Source organism: Methylobacterium goesingense (assembly GCF_022179225.1).
Lineage (GTDB): Bacteria > Pseudomonadota > Alphaproteobacteria > Rhizobiales > Beijerinckiaceae > Methylobacterium > Methylobacterium goesingense.
Genome location: NZ_BPQL01000093.1, coordinates 1 through 15984, shown reverse-complemented (window position 1 = coordinate 15984; position 15984 = coordinate 1). Strand labels below are relative to the sequence as shown.

Genomic DNA, 15984 nt, shown 5'->3' with positions numbered 1-15984 from the left:
CCGCCTTGCACCGCGCGTTCTGCAACGCGCGGTGCAAGGCGGCGATGATTTCACGGACCTCAGGCCGGGCCAGCGTATAGTAGATGTTCTTCCCGTCCCGGCGGGCCTCGACGAGATCGTCGGCCCGCAACCGCGCCAACTGTTGGGACACAGCGGGCTGCCGCAGGTTCAGCAGTTGCTCCAGTTCCGAAACCGAGCGTTCGCCCTCGACCAGCAGGCAGAGGATGACGAGGCGCGCCTCGTGGCCGAGGGCCTTCAGCAACTCGCTGGCATCGCGGGCATTGGCCAGCAACAGTTCGAGGTCGAGGCTGGCCGGGGCCTCGGCGCTCGTCACCGGTTGCGCTTGCTGCGACGGCATCATCTTACCCTTTTCCTCACCGCCCGAAGCCCGTCATGGGGACGCGGGGAGCCGTTCCAGCAACCGCTCGGCCCGCCCCCAGAAGAATTCCTCACCCGGATAGCCCTCGATCCGGTCGACCTCGGCCCCGTCTTCGATGAGGACGAATGTCGGTGTGTAGAGGATCGGGCGCTTGAGCGTGAGTCCGGGAGGGATGCCTGCGTCGAGATCGACACGGCGCAACGGCGCCCGCCTGCCCACATCCGTCTTGGGATAGATCGGCCCGATCTCCTTGTCCCACACCTTGCACCACGGGCAGCCGCGCCGCTCGAACTTGACCAGTTCGGCAGCCTCGACGGAGCCGGGCCACAGGGCGAACCCCCACGCCCCCGCCATGACTGCGCGCCTCGTTTCCTGCATCGACCTTCCCGAGCCCGAGACCGCCAACCCTGATATAGTAAAAATCGAATGTGTTCGAGTGGCGGTGACGTCGCCGCCGGGATCGTGATCGCGCTCGGCGCGGGGGCCCTGTCGCCCCTCTCGCCCTGCCGTTCTGCGCCACAGCGACGGCCGGATGTCAGGGTCCTGGATTGCCAGGTGAGAGAAAATCACTCTACACATGCAGGAACTAGAATATTTGGAGGGGACGTCATGTCGACCCGGCGCCGGTTCCTGGCGGGTGCGCTCGCGCTCGGCCTGCCCTTCGAGGCGATGGCTCAGGCGATCCAGGGCGATGACGGCCTCTACCGGGAGCCCTGGTTCCTGGAAAGTTTTCTCGATCTCCCGGACGATCTGAAGGCGGCGCGGGAGCACGGCAAGCGGCTCGCCGTACTGTGGGAACTGAAGGGCTGCCCCTACTGCAAGCAGATCCACCTCGTGAACTTCGCGGACCGGGCGACGAGCGCGTATATCCGCGAGCGTTTCGAGATCCTGCAATTGAACTTCATTGGTTCGCGGGAGGTGACCGATTTCGACGGGCAGACCCTTTCCGAAAAGGGCTTCGCGGAGAAGTACGGCATCTACTCGGCGCCGAGCATCCAGTTTTTCCCCGCCGAGGCATCGACGCTTGCGGGCAAGCCGCCTCAGCAGCGCGAGGTTCTGCGCCTTCGGGGCTATGTGCCGCCGGAGGAATTCCGACGGACGTTCGCCTTCGTCGCCGAGCGTGCCTACGAGCGGACGAACCTGGAGGACAACCTGCGCTCCCCTGAGGCAGCGCAGCGGGACTGACAGTCCGGCCGCGATGACGGGTGGCCTCCTGATTGTCGCTTGACTCGAACGCGATAAACGTCAAACTTGCAAATATTCGAATATGTCGATTGGTTCGCCCATCGGCAATGCGAGCGGTCCCAAGCGACCGCACCCGCCGCAACGACGGCGCACCGAGGAAACGCCAGATGCGCAGGCCGATCACAGCCTTTGCGCTCGCAGGACTTTGCGTCCTCGCGACCGCCGCCGGAGCCGAAACGGCTTCCACCGGGCTCGCCCCTTTCAAGATCGTAGCTGTCGACGGCAGCGACGCGATCCCCGACCCGCTCACCGACAAGCCGGGGAATGCGGCGGCAGGCGCCAAGGTCGTCGTGAACAGGCGCCAGGGCAATTGCCTCGGCTGCCATCAGGTCTCTTCGCTGAGCGCGGAGTCCTTCCACGGCGAGGTCGGGCCCTCCCTCGACGGCGTCGCCGGCCGGTGGGATGCGGCGCATCTGCGGATGATCGTCGTCAACCCGAAGCACGTGTTCACCGAGGCGACCGTGATGCCGGCCTTTTACCGGATCGACGGCCTCCACCGCGTGCGCTCCGAATTCCAGGGCAAGCCGATCCTGACCGCGCAGCAGGTCGAGGACGTCGTCGCCTACCTCACGACCCTGAAGTGAACTCGCGGGCTGAAGGAGCCGCTTCTCATGACCTCTGCCAAGATTGCAGCCAAGATCCCCGGCAAGATCCCGAGCAAAATCCCAGCCTTGAACCGCCGCCAAGCACTGGCCTTCGGCACCGGTGCCGTCGTGGCCACCGCCTTCGCCTTCCGCGCCGGCCCCGCACTGGCCGCAAAGCCCGCGACGGATGCCGCCATCAAGGCCTTCACCCGTGGTAAGGAGCCCGTGAGGGGCAAGGTCAAGCTCGAACTCCCGGAGATCGCGGAGAACGGCAACACCGTGCCGATGACGGTGAGCGTCGACGTGCCGATGACGGCGGAAAGCTACGTCGAGGAGGTGATGATCGTCGCCGAGGGTAACCCGAACCCCGGCGTCATCAGCTTCCGCTTCACGCCGTCGAGCGTCGCCGAGGCGAACACGCGGATCCGTCTCGCCGAGACCCAGAACGTCATAGCGGTCGCCCGCATGAACGACGGCTCGGTCTTCAGCGACGTCCGCCAGGTGAAGGTCACCATCGGCGGCTGCGGCGGCTAACCCACACGCGACAGCATCGAACGAAGACGGGAGGACGACATGGCCGACGTGAAGCCGCGGATCAAACTGGACAAGAAGGATGTCGCCAAGGGAGGCATCATCGAGGTGAAGACGCTCGTCTCTCACACGATGGAATCCGGCCAGCGCAAGGACAAGGACGGGAAGACGATCCCGCGCAAGATCCTGAACAAGTTCACCTGTGACCTCAACGGGAAGACGATCTTCAGCGCCGACATCGAGAGTGCGGTTTCCGCCAATCCCTACTTCCAGTTCAAGATCAGGCCCGAGGAAACCGGCACGCTGACCTTCACCTGGATCGATGACGACGGGTCGAAGATCCAGGCCACCGAGCAGATCAAGGTCGCCTGACGCGCGCCCGGGGCCGATTGCCCCGGAGCGCCTCTCCCCGCCGCGCCGGAGCCCTCACGATGGTCCGCCCCACATCCCTTGTCTTCACCGGACTCGCGCTCGTCGCGCTGGCCGTCGCACCGCACGCGCAGGACATGCCTTCCGCGCCCGCCCCGAAGGGAGCGTCCGAGCGCCCGGCCTGGCAGGCGCATGGCCTCAAGCCCCAGACCCCGAATTCCCCGTTCGATGAACTCGTCTCCGGTCTGTATTTCCGCTCCAAGGAAACGCAGGAAATGCAGGCCGACGACTTCAACAATCCCGGCTTCCTCTCCGTCGAACAGGGGGAGGAACTCTGGTCGAAGGTCGATGGCGCGGCGGGCAAGTCCTGTGCGAGCTGCCACAACGAGGCCTCGACCGCGATGAAAGGCGTCGCGGCGGCCTATCCGAAGTGGAACGAGAAGCTCGGCAAGCCGGTCAATCTGGAGCAGCGGATCAACATCTGCCGCAGCGGCGCCCTGAAGGCCGAGCCCTGGGCCTTCGGCTCGTCCGAACTCACCGCCATGACCACCTACATTCGCAACCAGTCCCGCGGGATGCCGGTCGCCTTGAAGGTGGACGGGCCGATGACGCCCTGGTTCGAGCGGGGACAATCGCTCTACTACCAGCGGAACGGCCAGCTCGATCTCGCCTGCGCGAGCTGCCACGAGAAGAACCACGGCAAGTATCTCCGGGCCGACTTCCTCAGCCAGGGGCAGAGCAACGGCTTCCCCGTCTACCGCTTGCGCGACCAGCGGCTCGTGCCGCTCCACGAGCGCATGGAGGGCTGCATGCAGGACGTCCGGGCCACGCCGTTCCCGCCGCTCTCCGACGAGTTTCTCGCCCTGGAGACCTACGTCGCGTGGCGCGGTCTCGGCCTTCCGGTCGAGACGCCCGCCGTGCGCAACTGAAGGTCTGATCCCGCCATGACCTCACGCCGCGACTTCCTGCAGATCGCCGCCGCCACCGCGGCGCTGGTGCCGACGGGCTGGACCCGCGCCTTCGCCCAGCAGCGCCTGACCCAGGACGAACTCCTGGCCTTCGAGCCGATGGGCAACGTCACCCTGGTCCACCTGACCGACATCCACGCACAGCTGCAGCCCGTGCTGTTCCGCGAGCCCTCGACCAATCTCGGAGTGGGCGAGGCCCGCGGTCTGGTCCCCCATGTCACCGGACGCGCCTATCTCGACCTCTACGGCATCCCCGGTGCCTCGCCGATGGCCTATGCGCTCACGCCGGAGGATTACGTCGCGCTGGCCCGGAGCTACGGCCGGATGGGCGGCCTCGACCGCATCGCCACGGTGCTCGACGCGATCCGCGCCGAGCGCGGCGACAAGGTGCTGTTCCTGGACGGCGGCGACACTTGGCAGAACAGCTACACCTCGATGGTGAGCAAGGGCCAGGACATGGTCGACTGCATGGCGCTGCTGAAGCCCGACGCCATGACCGGCCACTGGGAATTCACCCTCGGCAGCGAGCGGGTGAAGGAGATCGTGGAGGGGCTCGGCTGCCCGTTCCTGGGCCAGAACGTCCGCGACGCCGAATGGAACGAGCCGGCCTTCGAGGCCACGAAGATGTTCGAGCGCGGCGGCGCGAAGGTCGCGGTGATCGGACAGGCCTTTCCCTACACACCCATCGCCAACCCGCGCTGGATGATCCCCAACTGGTCCTTCGGCATCCGAGAGGAGGATGTGCAGGCCAGCGTCGACAAGGCCCGGAAGGACGGCGCCGACCTCGTGGTGCTGCTCTCCCACAACGGCTTCGACGTGGATCGCAAGCTCGTCTCGCGGGTGAAGGGAATCGACGTCGTCCTCACGGGCCACACCCACGATGCGCTGCCTCAGGCGGTGAAGGTCGGCAACAGCCTGCTCATCGCCTCGGGCAGCCACGGCAAGTTCCTCACCCGCGTCGATCTCGACGTGCGGGACGGCGCCGTGAAGGGCTACCGCTCGAAACTCATCCCGATCTTCTCCGATGTCATCGCCCCTCAAAAGGCGATGGCAGCCAAGATCCGGTCGATCCGCGCGCCCCACGAGACGATGCTCAAGGAGGAACTCGGCCGGACCGAGGCCCTGCTCTATCGGCGCGGCAACTTCAACGGCACGCTCGACGACATGATCTGCGATGCGCTCCTGTCCGAGCGCGAGGCCGAGATTGCCCTCTCGCCCGGCTTCCGCTGGGGCACGAGCCTCCTGCCCGGCCAGCCGATCACCCGTGAGGACGTCTACAACGCCACTGCCATCACCTACCCGGCAGCTTACCGGATGCCCATGACCGGCGCCCGGCTGAAGGAGGTGCTGGAGGACGTGGCCGACAATCTCTTCAACGCCGATCCCTACTACCAGCAGGGTGGCGACATGGTGCGCGTCGGCGGCGTGTCCTACGCCATCGACGTTGCCCGCCCGGCCGGCAGCCGCATCTCCGATCTTACCCTCCTGCGCACCGGCAAATCCATCGAGGCCGGCACCAGCTACACCGTGGCGGGGTGGGCGAGCGTCAACGAGGGCACCGAGGGACCGCCGATCTGGGACGTCGTCACCTCGCACATCAAGGCCAAGGGAACGGTGAACCCGACGCCCGCGCAGGTCACGGTCCGTGGCGCCTAGTCGTCTCCAAGATATTCACACATTGCCATACATGAAACAGTCCGGAGAGGCCGATGTCTGAAGCGAAGCCGCGCCCCGATCCGTCCGGGCCAACCTCCCGCAGGTCCTTCCTGCGCACCGGCCTCGCCTTGGGCGGAGCGGTCGGCGCCGGGGTGGGAACGGGGGCTCTCGCGGGCCGCGCGGCCGCTGCCGCGCCCGATGTGAAGAACCTTCCGCCGAGCGTGCCGGAATGGTCGCAATCCCTCGGTGACGGGGTCGTGAGCCGGCCCTATGGCCGCCCCTCCAAGTTCGAGGCGGATGTGATTCGCCGCGACGTCGAATGGCTGACGGCCTCGCGCCAGAGTTCGGTGAGCTTCACGCCGCTGCACCAGCTGGAGGGAATCATCACCCCCAATGGCCTCGGCTTCGAGCGCCACCATGGCGGCATCGCCGAGATCGATCCGTCCGAGCACCGGTTGATGATTCACGGCCTCGTCGAGAAGCCGCTGATGCTGACGCTGGAGGACATCAAGCGCTTCCCCCGCGTCAACCGGATCGCCTTTCTGGAATGCGCGGCCAATTCCGGAATGGAGTGGAAGGGCGCGCAGCTCAATGGCTGCCAGTTCACCCACGGCATGATCCACTGCGTGATGTACACGGGCGTGCCGCTCAAGCGTTTGCTCGAAGAGGCAGGTCTCAAGACGAACGCCAAATGGCTGCTGCCGGAGGGGGCCGACGCCTCGGCGATGACCCGATCCGTGCCGATCGAGAAGGCCCTCGACGACGCCATCGTCGCCTTCGCCATGAACGGCGAGGCGCTCTATCCCGAGCACGGTTATCCGCTGCGCCTCGTCCTGCCGGGTTGGCAAGGGAACATGTGGGTGAAGTGGCTGCGCCGGATCAAGGTCGGCGACGAGCCCTGGCACACCCGCGAGGAGACCTCGAAATACACGGCCCTCCTGCCGGACGGGCAGGCGCGGCGCTTCACCTGGGCCATGGACGCAAAGTCGGTGATCACCAATCCGAGCCCGCAGGCACCCCTGCACGGCAAGGGCTTCACCGTGCTGTCGGGCCTGGCGTGGTCGGGGCGCGGCGCGATCAAGGGCGTGGACATCTCGCTCGACGGCGGACGCAACTGGCGGGTCGCGCGGCTCGACGGCCCGGTCCTCGATAAGGCGCTGACGCGTTTCTACTACGAGTTCGACTGGAACGGCGATCCGCTGCTGCTCCAGTCCCGTGCGATGGACGAGACCGGTTACGTCCAGCCGACCAAGGCGGCGCTGCGCAAGCACCGCGGCCTGAACTCGATCTACCACAACAACGGAATCCAGACCTGGCACGTGCTGCCCAGCGGGGAGATCGAGAATGTCGAGGTCGCGTAACCGCCTTCCGGCCGCCCTCGCGGCCGTCCTCCTTGCGGCGACGCCGGTGGCGGCGGAGCGCCTGAACATCGGTCGCACCGCGACGCCCGACGAGATCAAGGGCTGGGACATCGACGTGCGGCCGGACGGCAAAGGTCTTCCGGTCGGCAAGGGTACCGCGGCGCTCGGCGAGACGGTCTTCCAAGAGCGCTGCGCCAGCTGTCATGGCGAGTTCGGCGAGGGCGCGGGACGATGGCCGGAACTCGCGGGTGGGTCCGGCACACTCAAATCCGACAGTCCGGTCAAGACCATCGGGTCCTACTGGCCCTATGTCTCGACCGTCTTCGACTTCGTGCACCGGGCGATGCCGTTCGGCGCCGCTCAGACCCTCACGCCGGACGAGACCTACGCCGTCACGGCCTATCTCCTCTATCTCAACGACATCCTGAAGGATCAGGATTACGAGGTGAACGAGAAGAACCTGGCCAGCATCCGCCTGCCGAACGAGAAGAACTTCTTCATGGATGACCGCGAGACGGCGGAGAAGGAGTTCTGGGCGGCCAAGCCCTGCATGACGAACTGCCTGCCGAAGGAAGCGTCCATCACGAGCCGCGCGCGCATCCTCGACGTGACGCCCGACAAAGCTGCCGAGACCGCGAAGAAGGCGCCGCCCGTTCAATGACGCGCGGCGCCATCGTCCCGGAATCGCGCTGCAACAGGCAGACGCGGTTGGACAGGCGGATGCTCCTGGCCGGCCTCGCAGCGGGCCTGGCCGGCGCATGGCCGACCGGCACCGCGTCGGCGAACCCGATTGCGGCGCTGAAAGTCGGCGGCGCCTCCGTGGAGACGGCGAGCGACGGAACCTTGTCCTCCTCCCTCGCCTTCATGCTACCCGACACGCCGCGCGAGGAAATGGAGGCCGTCTTCAAGGCCGAGGGCCAGCCCGCGGAGGCCACCCCGATCCCCACGAACGCCAGCCTCGTGCGGATCGGCTCGGAGGTCATCCTGATCGATGCCGGCTCGGGCAACTCATTCCAGCCGACGGCCGGCAAGCTCGGCGAGACGCTGGAGAGCCGGAACATCCCGCGCGAGGCGATCACCCAGGTCGTGTTCACGCACGCCCATCCCGATCACCTCTGGGGTGCGGTCGACGATTTCGAGGATAGCGAACGGTTTCCCAATGCCCGCTACGTGGTGCCGGCGGCGGAATGGGATTTCTGGACCCGCGAGGACGTCGAGACCCTGGTGCCGGACTGGCTCAAGGGCCTTTCCGTCGGATCGCGACGCACCCTTCGACGCCTCGAGGCGAAGATGGAGCGCCGCAAGCCCGGTGACAGCATCGCTCCCGGCCTCACCTACGTGGCGACGCCGGGGCATACGCCCGGCCACGCCTCCGTCCTCGTCGAAGCCGGACGGGAGCAGGTGCTGATCGGCGGAGATGCTCTGAACCATGCGGTTCTGTCGTTCCGCCGCCCCGCCTGGGCTTTCGGGAGCGATCTCGACCGCGACCTCGCGGCACATACCCGCTTTGCCCTGCTCGACCGGTTAGCCAATGAGCGAATGACGCTCATCGGCTTCCACCTGCCAGGCTCGGGCGTCGGACGCGTCGAACGGTGGGGGGACGCCTATCGGTTTGTGCCGGCATGATCCGGGCGGCCCGCAGGCGGGGATGGACAGCCGAGGGTCGCTCGGAACCAGGAGGGACCGACATGGTCGTATCGCGCAGGGGCGTGTCGGGGATCGTGGCGCTCGTGGCCGGCCTCGTGGTCACGCGGGCGCAGGCCGCCGAGACCGGGGCGAAGGCGCATCGGGTCGCGATGCAGGTGAGCACGAACGACGCCGGCGTCTTCGACCTTGCCCTCAACAATGCCGTGAACCTCGCCCGCGAGTACGGCGAGGCTGCGGACGAGCTTGAGATGGAGATCGTCGTCTACGGCCCCGGGCTTCACATGGTCCGCGCCGACACCTCGCCGGTCAAGGCGCGCATCCACTCCGTGACCGGAAGTGTCCCGGGCATCGTCATCTCGGCCTGCGGCAACACCATCACGGCGATGGAGCACGCGGAAAGGCGAAAGCTCGAATTGTTGGAGGGCGTGGGCGTGGTCCGCGCCGGTGCCGTACGACTCGTCGCGCTGCAGGAAGTGGGCTGGAGCTACCTTCGCGTGTGATTGACCCGTTCCAGTCCAGGTCGACCAGTCGAGTCTGTCAGCCAGGTCTGTGCGGTGGCCTGCTCACGGTCCGGCAGGAGCGCGACGTTGCGGCGACTTAGGCCTCGCGCAGGGTGCGCGGATCCCGGGCGGAAGCAAGCAGGGCCGTCTTTCATGCAATGAGATCGTGGCGCGTGATCCGGGCAGATCCTGGGTTTCGTGGCACCTTCGAGAGCGACCAGAACCCCGGTCCACCGCTTGATCGTCGAAGGAGCGCGCTTGGCTTCCGCGGCATAGGCTTCGAAGGGGGGACGGCAGGGACCCTGACGTCCCCCCCCATCGCTTCGGTCCGGCCTGAGTGCGAGGTTTCGGGTATTGTGCGCCCCTGACGGGAGGATCGGACCCGGTCGGACGCTTGCTCCCAACCCGGGCCGATGGCTCCTACCGTGCGGATCGTAGCGATGTCACGACCGTTGCTAGTCAAATAAATCGCTGTGACAGCGGCCGTGAAATAGAGATTATCAATAGGCAGCGGCAATAGAATTATGAAAATTCAGCTGCTTGCTGCTCAATGTTGAATTCAGCCGTCGATAAGATTTGATGACGAATTCAAAATCTACCCAACGCTAAAAGCCATGCGGAACCCGCCCCAGTGGCGTCCATGGATGAGGATTGGTGCATCCACTTCCTGCATCAGCACCATGCGCTGTCCGCCCATGTCGCGTGCATAGGACTGCACGAGAAACGGGTCGGTGTTGCGCGCCGCCATCAATCCAGCACGGTCGTCGAAGATCCGCCGATTGCGACTGTTGGCCGTGTTCCACACCAACTCTCCCGGACGCTGCGGTTGCGCGTACTTTAGGTTGTGAACGGGGAGATAGGCATTCCGATCCATAGCGACGCAGAAACTCAATTGCGGGTTGGCTTGCAGCAGCCTCTCCTGGATCGGCGTGAGGAGGTCTTCGAGGACGCTCAAGGCCGGCGTCAGGTACTGCTGGGGGTTGGTCCCGAGCACTGGCTCGTAGGTAGTGTCGAACAGCGCCGCTTCGCTGAGCGTCCCACGCGCGACTGCTGTTTCGAGGATCGCTCCGATCTCCTGGGCTGCAGATTGTACCCGGGCGATCCGCCCCGCGTTCTGAGCATTGACGGATCCCGTGAGACGCTCGACGGCGGCCCTGTATCCCTCCGGAGCCCTGATGATCCTCATGTGAAGGCCGAGGTTACTGACGCCAACGACGCGCGCGGAGGCACGACCCAGTTCCGCCGTCTCGACCTCCCATTCAGATCCGACAGAAGCCCGCATTTCCGCAGGGCATGAGACTAGGAACCCGGCCTCGCTGACATCCACCGTGCGGGTTGCGTGGTTGTACCCCGCATGCCGCAGGGTAGCGTCCAGCGCGACAGGCAGGCGCGGTTGCTGACGGCGGTTACCGAGCGGGTTCGTACGGAGAACGACAAGCGTACGCCCATGCAGGCGGTCCACAGTACTGGACGATGTCGCCGTTGCGAGGCTCATGGAGGACGCAGCGTGTGCCTGCTCACGGATTGCCCCGGCACTTCCGACCACCTGGCTCACGAAACCGGCTACGGCCTCCGCCGAGCGGGTCAATTCGGCCGTAGATGCATTCTGTTCTTCGACGGCCGCGACCACCTCGACGAACTTCGGTCCGACCTTCGCAATGAGACCGACCGCCTCGATCACCGTCTGGGCAGACTGGGCAGCATCCTGCTGAAGGCGTGTGATGCTTATGCGAATTTGATCCGTGGCCTTGGCGGTCTGGCCGGCGAGATCTTTCACTTCCTGCGCTACGACCGCGAAGCCACGGCCGTGTTCACCGGAGCGGCTAGCTTCAATCATCGCGTTCAGCGCCAAAAGGTTTGTTTGCTTGGCGATGCCGGCTACCACATTCACTACAGCGCCGATCTCTCCAGAGGAGGAGCGTAGGTGCTCGATCTGCGTCTGCGCGGCTCTCATGACACCGCTCACCTCGTCGAGAAGCCCAGCGGCATTGTGAATTTGGACGCTGATGTTCGCAGAAGCCTGGGTGAGGTCCTTGGCGGCCTGAGCGAGCAGCGCGGCGGTACCATCGACCGCCTGCGTCTCGGTGACGAGGGCAGCCGTGCGCGTACCAATATCAGTCAGTGAAGTTCCGGCTTGAGCAATTGAGCGGCTGACTTCCGCGGAAGCTCGCTGCACGGCGCCGATAAGTGTGTGAAGGTCTAGCTCTACTTGCTTGATAATCGGCTCGGCTTGATCATGGAGAGTCGCCAGGACGTGATCGTCCGCCGGCGGTTCCCGTACAACCGCTTCACTGAGAGACGGGATGTTCCGGGCGCGACGCAGGCGAGCGAGCATGATTTCCTGTCCTTTTGGTGCGTCGGTACGCACCAGTCCAAGCGAGTGGCTTAATCATCTTGTTAGGGAAGCCGATCAGAATTCCTTAAAATTGGTCTAAACACGAATTTGTGACAAGGGTTAAATTGAAATAAAAACATTCATTCTAACCGATCTCGAACTAGAAATCTGAGCAATGAACGATTAGATGGCAAATTCGTACTGGAATATCCTTCGCTTGGTGAGACAATAAAAACATATGAAGATCTTTTGTCTGTTCGTTTAAAAATGTTGCAAATTTTAGAATTATTACTGAGATTGACGCGACTCACCGTCTCGCTTTCAGCAAGAAAGCGCGACCATGCTCCCCTGGATTACCTTCGATCTGAAGCTAGTGTAGCGACGCGGACTGACGATTCACGTGGATTTTGAAGCGTGCAAGTCTGGGCCATGACTCGGACTGCCTGTGTACTCCTCGATGACACCACCAAGTCAGCGCTCTCGAAGAACGCCGGGGATCGATCCCGTCCCCTCGAGCACATCCCGCGCGCCTGGATCGTCCTGCTCTCGGCAGAGCGCCTGACGGTGCAGGAGGTGGCTCGGTAAGACGGCATCAGTCGGCCCACGGTCTGACGCTGGCAGCAGCGCTTTGGCGAGGCCGGTGTCGAGGGCCCGTTACGTGACAAGACCTGCTCACCCGGCACTCTGCCGCATTCCACGCGGACGGTGGCGGGGGCGCTGGCACTGCCCTGTTCGGAGCCGCCGGACGAGGTCGCCCACGAGACTCAGCGCGCCGTGGCCAAGCGCGTCGGGATCTCCTTGCGCGCCGTGCAACGGATTCGGCCGTCCGTCATCAGAGGATTTGGGGCAGTCTTGGCGTTTGGGAGGAGAAGCTCTGGTCCATCGCCTGCGCCTTCCTGCTGCATGCGGATCTTCTCCTCGGACGAGAACTGCCGACGTGTGGCCCGACGGATGTCCTTGATCACCGCTTCTGCCGGTTTTTTGGCCGGTCCGGATGTCCGCCTCATCTTCGCTCCTCAAGGGCTGCGATCTGGGAACGATGCCGTGCCATGATCTTCATCCTTCAAAGACCCGGCCATCCGGTCCATCAGCCCTGCCCAATCCGTCCACCCAGAGGGTGGCCACTCCGGTGAAACCAAATCTACAATTGTGGTTCGCCGGAAGTTCGGTCCATCGTTTGATTGTCGAAGGAGCGAGACGGGCCTCCGCTGCATAGGCCTCGAAGACCGGACGCCAGAGGCCCGGCTTCCGCCGCGGAGGTATCTCCCCGTCGCTCGACGCCGTTCCACCGGCGGGGCCAGGAAGGAAGCAAATCGGGCGCCCGGGCCATCCCACGAAGGAACGACCGACCAGCTCCTCGCCGGCAGGCGGGCACGATGCCGGCCCGACCACCATCGGGTGCGATTCGAGCGCGGCCGCTCCGGAACGCAACCGGGCCCAGCGTGCCTCGACCTCGGCAGCCTTCTCGAGGTAGCGCGTCCGGGCAAGCGCCGATTCTTTCGTCCCGAGCGTCTTCCGCTCCTCGTTCCTTCCGACAAGGAACCTGAGTTCCTTCGGTACGCGCCTCCGGAACTCGTACATGCCGGTCTTCAGGTGACGCCACGGCCGGGCCATCGCCAGTACCATCGTGTGTACCACCGCGACGGCCGCAAGCAATCAAAATGCTTATATTTCTTTGATTTCAGAGGTTTGGCAGTGGTAGTGGCGGAGAGGGGGGGGAGCCTCTGCCATTGAGCTGCAAGCCTTTGATGCCAAAGGCAAGTCTCTGATTAGTCTCGTCTTTCCACGGTATCGTGCTACAAAACCTGCTACAAAAAGAATGGGGTGAGAGGTGGGTTGTGGCAGGTGAGGTTCGGCATCTCCTTTATGCACGCGGGCGCTACTCTGCGCGCCTCGCCGTGCCAGAAGCCCTGCGCGGCATCGTCGGCAAGCGCGAACTTCTACACCCTCTCGGGGCGGATCGTGTTGTCGCGCTGCGCACGCTCCCTGGCGCCGTGGCCGAGATGCAAGCGGTTCTCGACGCAGCACGTGCCAGAGCGAAGGAAGGAGAAGCGGCACGCGCACCGGCACGCCGAGGACGCCCGCTCACGGCGGAGCAGATGGCACGCGAGCGCTATCGTTCCCAGATCGAGTTCGACCAGGAAATCCGGGAGAGCAATGAGCTTGCTGGCCTGGGCTTCGTAGACGAGTTCCGGGTATCGGATCTTGGGCGCGCGATGGCCGGAGCAGCTACGAACGCGGAGCTCGAAGCCCTCGTCGGCCCCATCCTATCCGCCTTCCGCATGCGCGGGCACACCGAGATTACGCCGACCTCGCCCGAGTTCCGCAAGGCAGCGATGACACTTGCCGTTGCAGAACGAGAGGCGCTTGCCGTCTCTGCGGCCCGTGATGATGGTGACCTCACGGCTGCGACGACCAACCCCCTCCTAGTGGCAGAGAGACCCCTGGAGCCGACGCCGGTCTCCCCGCGCATCCTCGGGCCACTGAGCACCAAGCGGCTAAGCGAGATCGTTCCTCTCATGACAGCGGAGAAGAAGGCGCCGCCCGCGAGCGTCTACGAGTATGAAGTCGCTGTCCGCATGTTTGAAGAGCACCTGGGCGAGGCCCGACCAGCCTATACGATCACCAGACGAGATGTGCTGTCCTACAAGACGGCTCTCATGGAGACGCCGGCCAACTACACGAAGCGCTTCCCCAACACGCCGCTCCCCGAGGCCATCAGGCTGAACAAGGCTCGGGCGACACCCTTCCCGGTGCTCAACGTCAAGACAATCAACGCAAAGTGGCTGTCGCGACTTGGGTCTATCCTTAAGTGGTGCGTCAACAACGAAGTGCTACCCGACAACCCGGCGACTGGCGTCAGGGTGGACCAGATCGCCGGGACTGCCGCGCCCCGCGTGAACTTCACGCCCGGCGACCTCGCCAGGATTTTCGCAGCGCCCCTGTTCCAAGAGGACGTTGCGCTGGAGGAGCGGCAGTGGGCACTTCTAATCGCGCTCCACGCTGGCCTGCGAGCGAGCGAGATCGGCCAACTCAAGCTCGACAGCGTGCGGCGCGAACGCGGCGTTCTCGCCTTCGCAGTCGAGGAACAAGTCAAGACACGCGGGTCGGCACGCTTGATGCCGGTCCACTCGAACTTGATCCGTCTCGGGATCGAGAACCTGACCTGACCGTTATTTTGGACCGAGCCAATTGAGAGGCTACTGCATGGTCGCGGCCATGGGTAGCCGGAAAGCCAGATCCGGGTAGCTGACGGGCGCGGGCGGCCGATAGCCCAGCGAAGAATGCGGTCGGACGCGGTTGTAGGTGGTTTGCCAGAGACCGATCACGATCTGCGCTTCCTTCAGCGAGTAGAAGATCTCCTGGCGTAGACACTCGTCACGAAGCTTGCCGTTGAAGCTCTCGCAATAGCCATTCTCCCACGGGGATCCTGGCGCGATGTACTGGATCTGCGAGCCAGCTTTGGCGACCCACTTCCGCAACGCCTTTGCGATCATCTCAGGACCATTGTCGCAGCGGATGTTCTCCGGGATGCCGTGTACGCACATCGCGTCGGCTAGCGCCTCGATCACACCGAGGCTGTTGATGCGCCGCGCCACCTTCAGCGCCAGGCAAGCCCGGCTGTGCTCGTCGATCAGAGCCAGGATGCGCAGGCTGCGGCCATCGTGCGTCTGGGCTTGCACGAAGTCGAAGCTCCAGACGTGATTGCGGTGAAGTGGTCGTAGCCGCACGCAGGAGCCGTCGTTCAGCCACAGGCGGCTGCGGGGTCTATGTCGGCTGGGGACCTTCAGCCCCTCGCGACGCCAGATGCGCTGAACCCGGTCTTTGCCTACCTGCCAGCCAGCTGCCTGAAGCAGCGCGGCGACGCGGCGGTAGCCGTAGCGTCCGTGACGAAGACGCCAGGGCGATGATGGCCTGGGTCAGCTCATCCTCATCGGTCAGTACGGTGGGCACGTAGCGCTGCGTGCCCCGGTGCTGGCCGACGATCCGACAGGCGTGACGTTCCGAGAGGCCGTACTTCTCACGGATGCCGTCGACTGCCTGCCGGCGCCGCTCGGGGGCTACAAGTTTCCCGAGGCGACGTCCGCCAGCACCTGCTTCTCTAGGGAAAGGTCGGCGACGAGCCGGCGCAGCCGAGCGTTCTCGCGCTCCAGGTCCTTCATCTTCCTGGCTTGATCGACCTGAAGGCCGCCGTACTCCTTGCGCCAGCGGTAGTAACTCTGCTCGGAGATCTCCGCCTCCCTGCATGCAAGGGCCAAACTCTTGCCCTGGGCCGTCTGCACCTCAATCTGACGCAGCTTGAGCACGACCTGCTCCGCGTTCGTCTTCTGGCCTCGCCGCATATCCAACTCCTTTGGTCCTGGCTGATCCTCTCAATCAGCCCGGTCCAAAGCCAGCCGGTCAGGTCA

At 64.7% G+C, this 15984-nt stretch carries 17 protein-coding genes and 2 pseudogenes; 13 read left to right on the top strand and 6 right to left on the bottom strand.

All coding sequences use genetic code 11. The annotated features are described in order from the left end of the window. Positions 1 to 358: ArsR/SmtB family transcription factor (locus tag MFF30_RS16940; protein ID WP_238280654.1), on the bottom strand; the 358-nt coding region annotated here is incomplete at its 3' end. A gap of 33 nt (positions 359 to 391) precedes the next feature. After that, positions 392 to 733 carry a YbbN family protein gene (locus tag MFF30_RS16935; protein ID WP_373320928.1) on the bottom strand — a complete coding sequence of 114 codons (342 nt, stop codon included), beginning with the start codon at positions 731 to 733 and terminating at the stop codon, positions 392 to 394. Between the two features lie 255 nt (positions 734 to 988). On the opposite strand from MFF30_RS16935, the gene MFF30_RS16930 reads away from it, so the two are divergent. The 10 genes from MFF30_RS16930 to MFF30_RS16885 all read left to right on the top strand — a co-directional run bounded on the left by MFF30_RS16930 (position 989) and on the right by MFF30_RS16885 (position 9240). After that, positions 989 to 1564, top strand: a complete 576-nt coding sequence (locus MFF30_RS16930; RefSeq protein ID WP_238280652.1) for a thioredoxin family protein — start codon at positions 989 to 991, stop codon at positions 1562 to 1564. Positions 1565 to 1731: 167 nt separating this feature from the next. After that, entirely contained in the window at positions 1732 to 2208 is a 477-nt protein-coding gene (gene soxX, locus MFF30_RS16925) for a sulfur oxidation c-type cytochrome SoxX (RefSeq protein ID WP_238280651.1), read from the top strand. A 27-nt stretch (positions 2209 to 2235) separates the two neighbouring features. Then, entirely contained in the window at positions 2236 to 2742 is a 507-nt protein-coding gene (gene soxY, locus MFF30_RS16920; RefSeq protein ID WP_238280650.1) for a thiosulfate oxidation carrier protein SoxY, read from the top strand. A gap of 39 nt (positions 2743 to 2781) precedes the next feature. After that, entirely contained in the window at positions 2782 to 3111 is a 330-nt protein-coding gene (gene soxZ, locus MFF30_RS16915; protein ID WP_238280649.1) for a thiosulfate oxidation carrier complex protein SoxZ, read from the top strand. Between the two features lie 59 nt (positions 3112 to 3170). Then, on the top strand, positions 3171 to 4037 hold the full coding sequence (soxA, locus tag MFF30_RS16910; RefSeq protein WP_238280648.1) for a sulfur oxidation c-type cytochrome SoxA: 867 nt from the start codon (positions 3171 to 3173) through the stop codon (positions 4035 to 4037). A 15-nt stretch (positions 4038 to 4052) separates the two neighbouring features. Beyond that, positions 4053 to 5732, top strand: coding sequence for a thiosulfohydrolase SoxB (gene soxB / locus MFF30_RS16905; RefSeq protein ID WP_238280647.1), 1680 nt, complete (start codon positions 4053 to 4055; stop codon positions 5730 to 5732). Positions 5733 to 5785: 53 nt separating this feature from the next. Beyond that, positions 5786 to 7093, top strand: coding sequence for a sulfite dehydrogenase (gene soxC / locus MFF30_RS16900; protein ID WP_238280646.1), 1308 nt, complete (start codon positions 5786 to 5788; stop codon positions 7091 to 7093). Next, positions 7077 to 7754, top strand: coding sequence for a c-type cytochrome (locus MFF30_RS16895; RefSeq protein ID WP_238280645.1), 678 nt, complete (start codon positions 7077 to 7079; stop codon positions 7752 to 7754). The genes soxC and MFF30_RS16895 overlap by 17 nt, the downstream gene beginning before the upstream one ends. Positions 7755 to 7813: 59 nt before the next feature. Beyond that, positions 7814 to 8719: an MBL fold metallo-hydrolase gene (locus tag MFF30_RS16890; RefSeq protein WP_238280644.1), complete on the top strand. Its 906-nt coding sequence runs from the start codon at positions 7814 to 7816 to the stop codon at positions 8717 to 8719. A 62-nt stretch (positions 8720 to 8781) separates the two neighbouring features. After that, positions 8782 to 9240: a DsrE family protein gene (locus tag MFF30_RS16885; RefSeq protein WP_238280643.1), complete on the top strand. Its 459-nt coding sequence runs from the start codon at positions 8782 to 8784 to the stop codon at positions 9238 to 9240. 595 nt (positions 9241 to 9835) lie between these two features. Here MFF30_RS16885 and MFF30_RS16880 read toward each other — a convergent pair. Continuing rightward, a complete protein-coding gene (locus MFF30_RS16880; protein ID WP_238280642.1) occupies positions 9836 to 11575 on the bottom strand; it encodes a methyl-accepting chemotaxis protein in 1740 nt (579 codons plus the stop codon). A 429-nt stretch (positions 11576 to 12004) separates the two neighbouring features. Here MFF30_RS16880 and MFF30_RS26225 point away from each other — a divergent pair, with 429 nt between their 5' ends. Continuing rightward, the gene (locus MFF30_RS26225) at positions 12005 to 12160 is read left to right on the top strand and encodes a hypothetical protein (protein ID WP_373320926.1); all 156 of its coding nucleotides are present in this window, start codon (positions 12005 to 12007) and stop codon (positions 12158 to 12160) included. 179 nt (positions 12161 to 12339) lie between these two features. On the opposite strand, the gene MFF30_RS16870 is transcribed toward MFF30_RS26225, so the two are convergent. Continuing rightward, complete coding sequence (locus MFF30_RS16870; RefSeq protein ID WP_238280655.1) at positions 12340 to 12582, bottom strand: hypothetical protein; 243 nt, start codon at positions 12580 to 12582, stop codon at positions 12340 to 12342. 49 nt (positions 12583 to 12631) lie between these two features. Further along, complete coding sequence (locus MFF30_RS16865) at positions 12632 to 13201, bottom strand: DUF6538 domain-containing protein (protein WP_238280641.1); 570 nt, start codon at positions 13199 to 13201, stop codon at positions 12632 to 12634. 167 nt (positions 13202 to 13368) lie between these two features. Here MFF30_RS16865 and MFF30_RS26380 point away from each other — a divergent pair. Both MFF30_RS26380 and MFF30_RS16860 read left to right on the top strand, forming a co-directional pair. Next, positions 13369 to 13593 (top strand): annotated as a pseudogene (locus MFF30_RS26380) (hypothetical protein); the annotation flags it as partial. 81 nt (positions 13594 to 13674) lie between these two features. Next, a complete protein-coding gene (locus MFF30_RS16860; protein ID WP_238280640.1) occupies positions 13675 to 14745 on the top strand; it encodes a site-specific integrase in 1071 nt (356 codons plus the stop codon). A 30-nt stretch (positions 14746 to 14775) separates the two neighbouring features. On the opposite strand, the pseudogene MFF30_RS16855 reads toward MFF30_RS16860, so the two are convergent. After that, a pseudogene (locus MFF30_RS16855) lies at positions 14776 to 15918 on the bottom strand (IS3 family transposase). Between the last annotated feature and the right edge of the window lie 66 nt (positions 15919 to 15984).

What these genes read in the sequence shown, in the direction of transcription:
- MFF30_RS16865 (WP_238280641.1), bottom strand. Translation starts at nt 13,201, where the DNA reads ATGGTACTGGCGATGGCCCGGCCGTGGCGTCACCTGAAGACCGGCATG.
- MFF30_RS26225 (WP_373320926.1), top strand. Translation starts at nt 12,005, where the DNA reads ATGACTCGGACTGCCTGTGTACTCCTCGATGACACCACCAAGTCAGCG.
- MFF30_RS16890 (WP_238280644.1), top strand. Translation starts at nt 7,814, where the DNA reads ATGCTCCTGGCCGGCCTCGCAGCGGGCCTGGCCGGCGCATGGCCGACC.
- MFF30_RS16895 (WP_238280645.1), top strand. Translation starts at nt 7,077, where the DNA reads ATGTCGAGGTCGCGTAACCGCCTTCCGGCCGCCCTCGCGGCCGTCCTC.
- soxZ (WP_238280649.1), top strand. Translation starts at nt 2,782, where the DNA reads ATGGCCGACGTGAAGCCGCGGATCAAACTGGACAAGAAGGATGTCGCC.
- MFF30_RS16935 (WP_373320928.1), bottom strand. Translation starts at nt 733, where the DNA reads ATGGCGGGGGCGTGGGGGTTCGCCCTGTGGCCCGGCTCCGTCGAGGCT.
- soxC (WP_238280646.1), top strand. Translation starts at nt 5,786, where the DNA reads ATGTCTGAAGCGAAGCCGCGCCCCGATCCGTCCGGGCCAACCTCCCGC.
- soxX (WP_238280651.1), top strand. Translation starts at nt 1,732, where the DNA reads ATGCGCAGGCCGATCACAGCCTTTGCGCTCGCAGGACTTTGCGTCCTC.
- MFF30_RS16930 (WP_238280652.1), top strand. Translation starts at nt 989, where the DNA reads ATGTCGACCCGGCGCCGGTTCCTGGCGGGTGCGCTCGCGCTCGGCCTG.
- MFF30_RS16860 (WP_238280640.1), top strand. Translation starts at nt 13,675, where the DNA reads ATGGCACGCGAGCGCTATCGTTCCCAGATCGAGTTCGACCAGGAAATC.
- soxB (WP_238280647.1), top strand. Translation starts at nt 4,053, where the DNA reads ATGACCTCACGCCGCGACTTCCTGCAGATCGCCGCCGCCACCGCGGCG.
- soxA (WP_238280648.1), top strand. Translation starts at nt 3,171, where the DNA reads ATGGTCCGCCCCACATCCCTTGTCTTCACCGGACTCGCGCTCGTCGCG.
- MFF30_RS16870 (WP_238280655.1), bottom strand. Translation starts at nt 12,582, where the DNA reads ATGAGGCGGACATCCGGACCGGCCAAAAAACCGGCAGAAGCGGTGATC.
- MFF30_RS16880 (WP_238280642.1), bottom strand. Translation starts at nt 11,575, where the DNA reads ATGCTCGCTCGCCTGCGTCGCGCCCGGAACATCCCGTCTCTCAGTGAA.
- soxY (WP_238280650.1), top strand. Translation starts at nt 2,236, where the DNA reads ATGACCTCTGCCAAGATTGCAGCCAAGATCCCCGGCAAGATCCCGAGC.
- MFF30_RS16885 (WP_238280643.1), top strand. Translation starts at nt 8,782, where the DNA reads ATGGTCGTATCGCGCAGGGGCGTGTCGGGGATCGTGGCGCTCGTGGCC.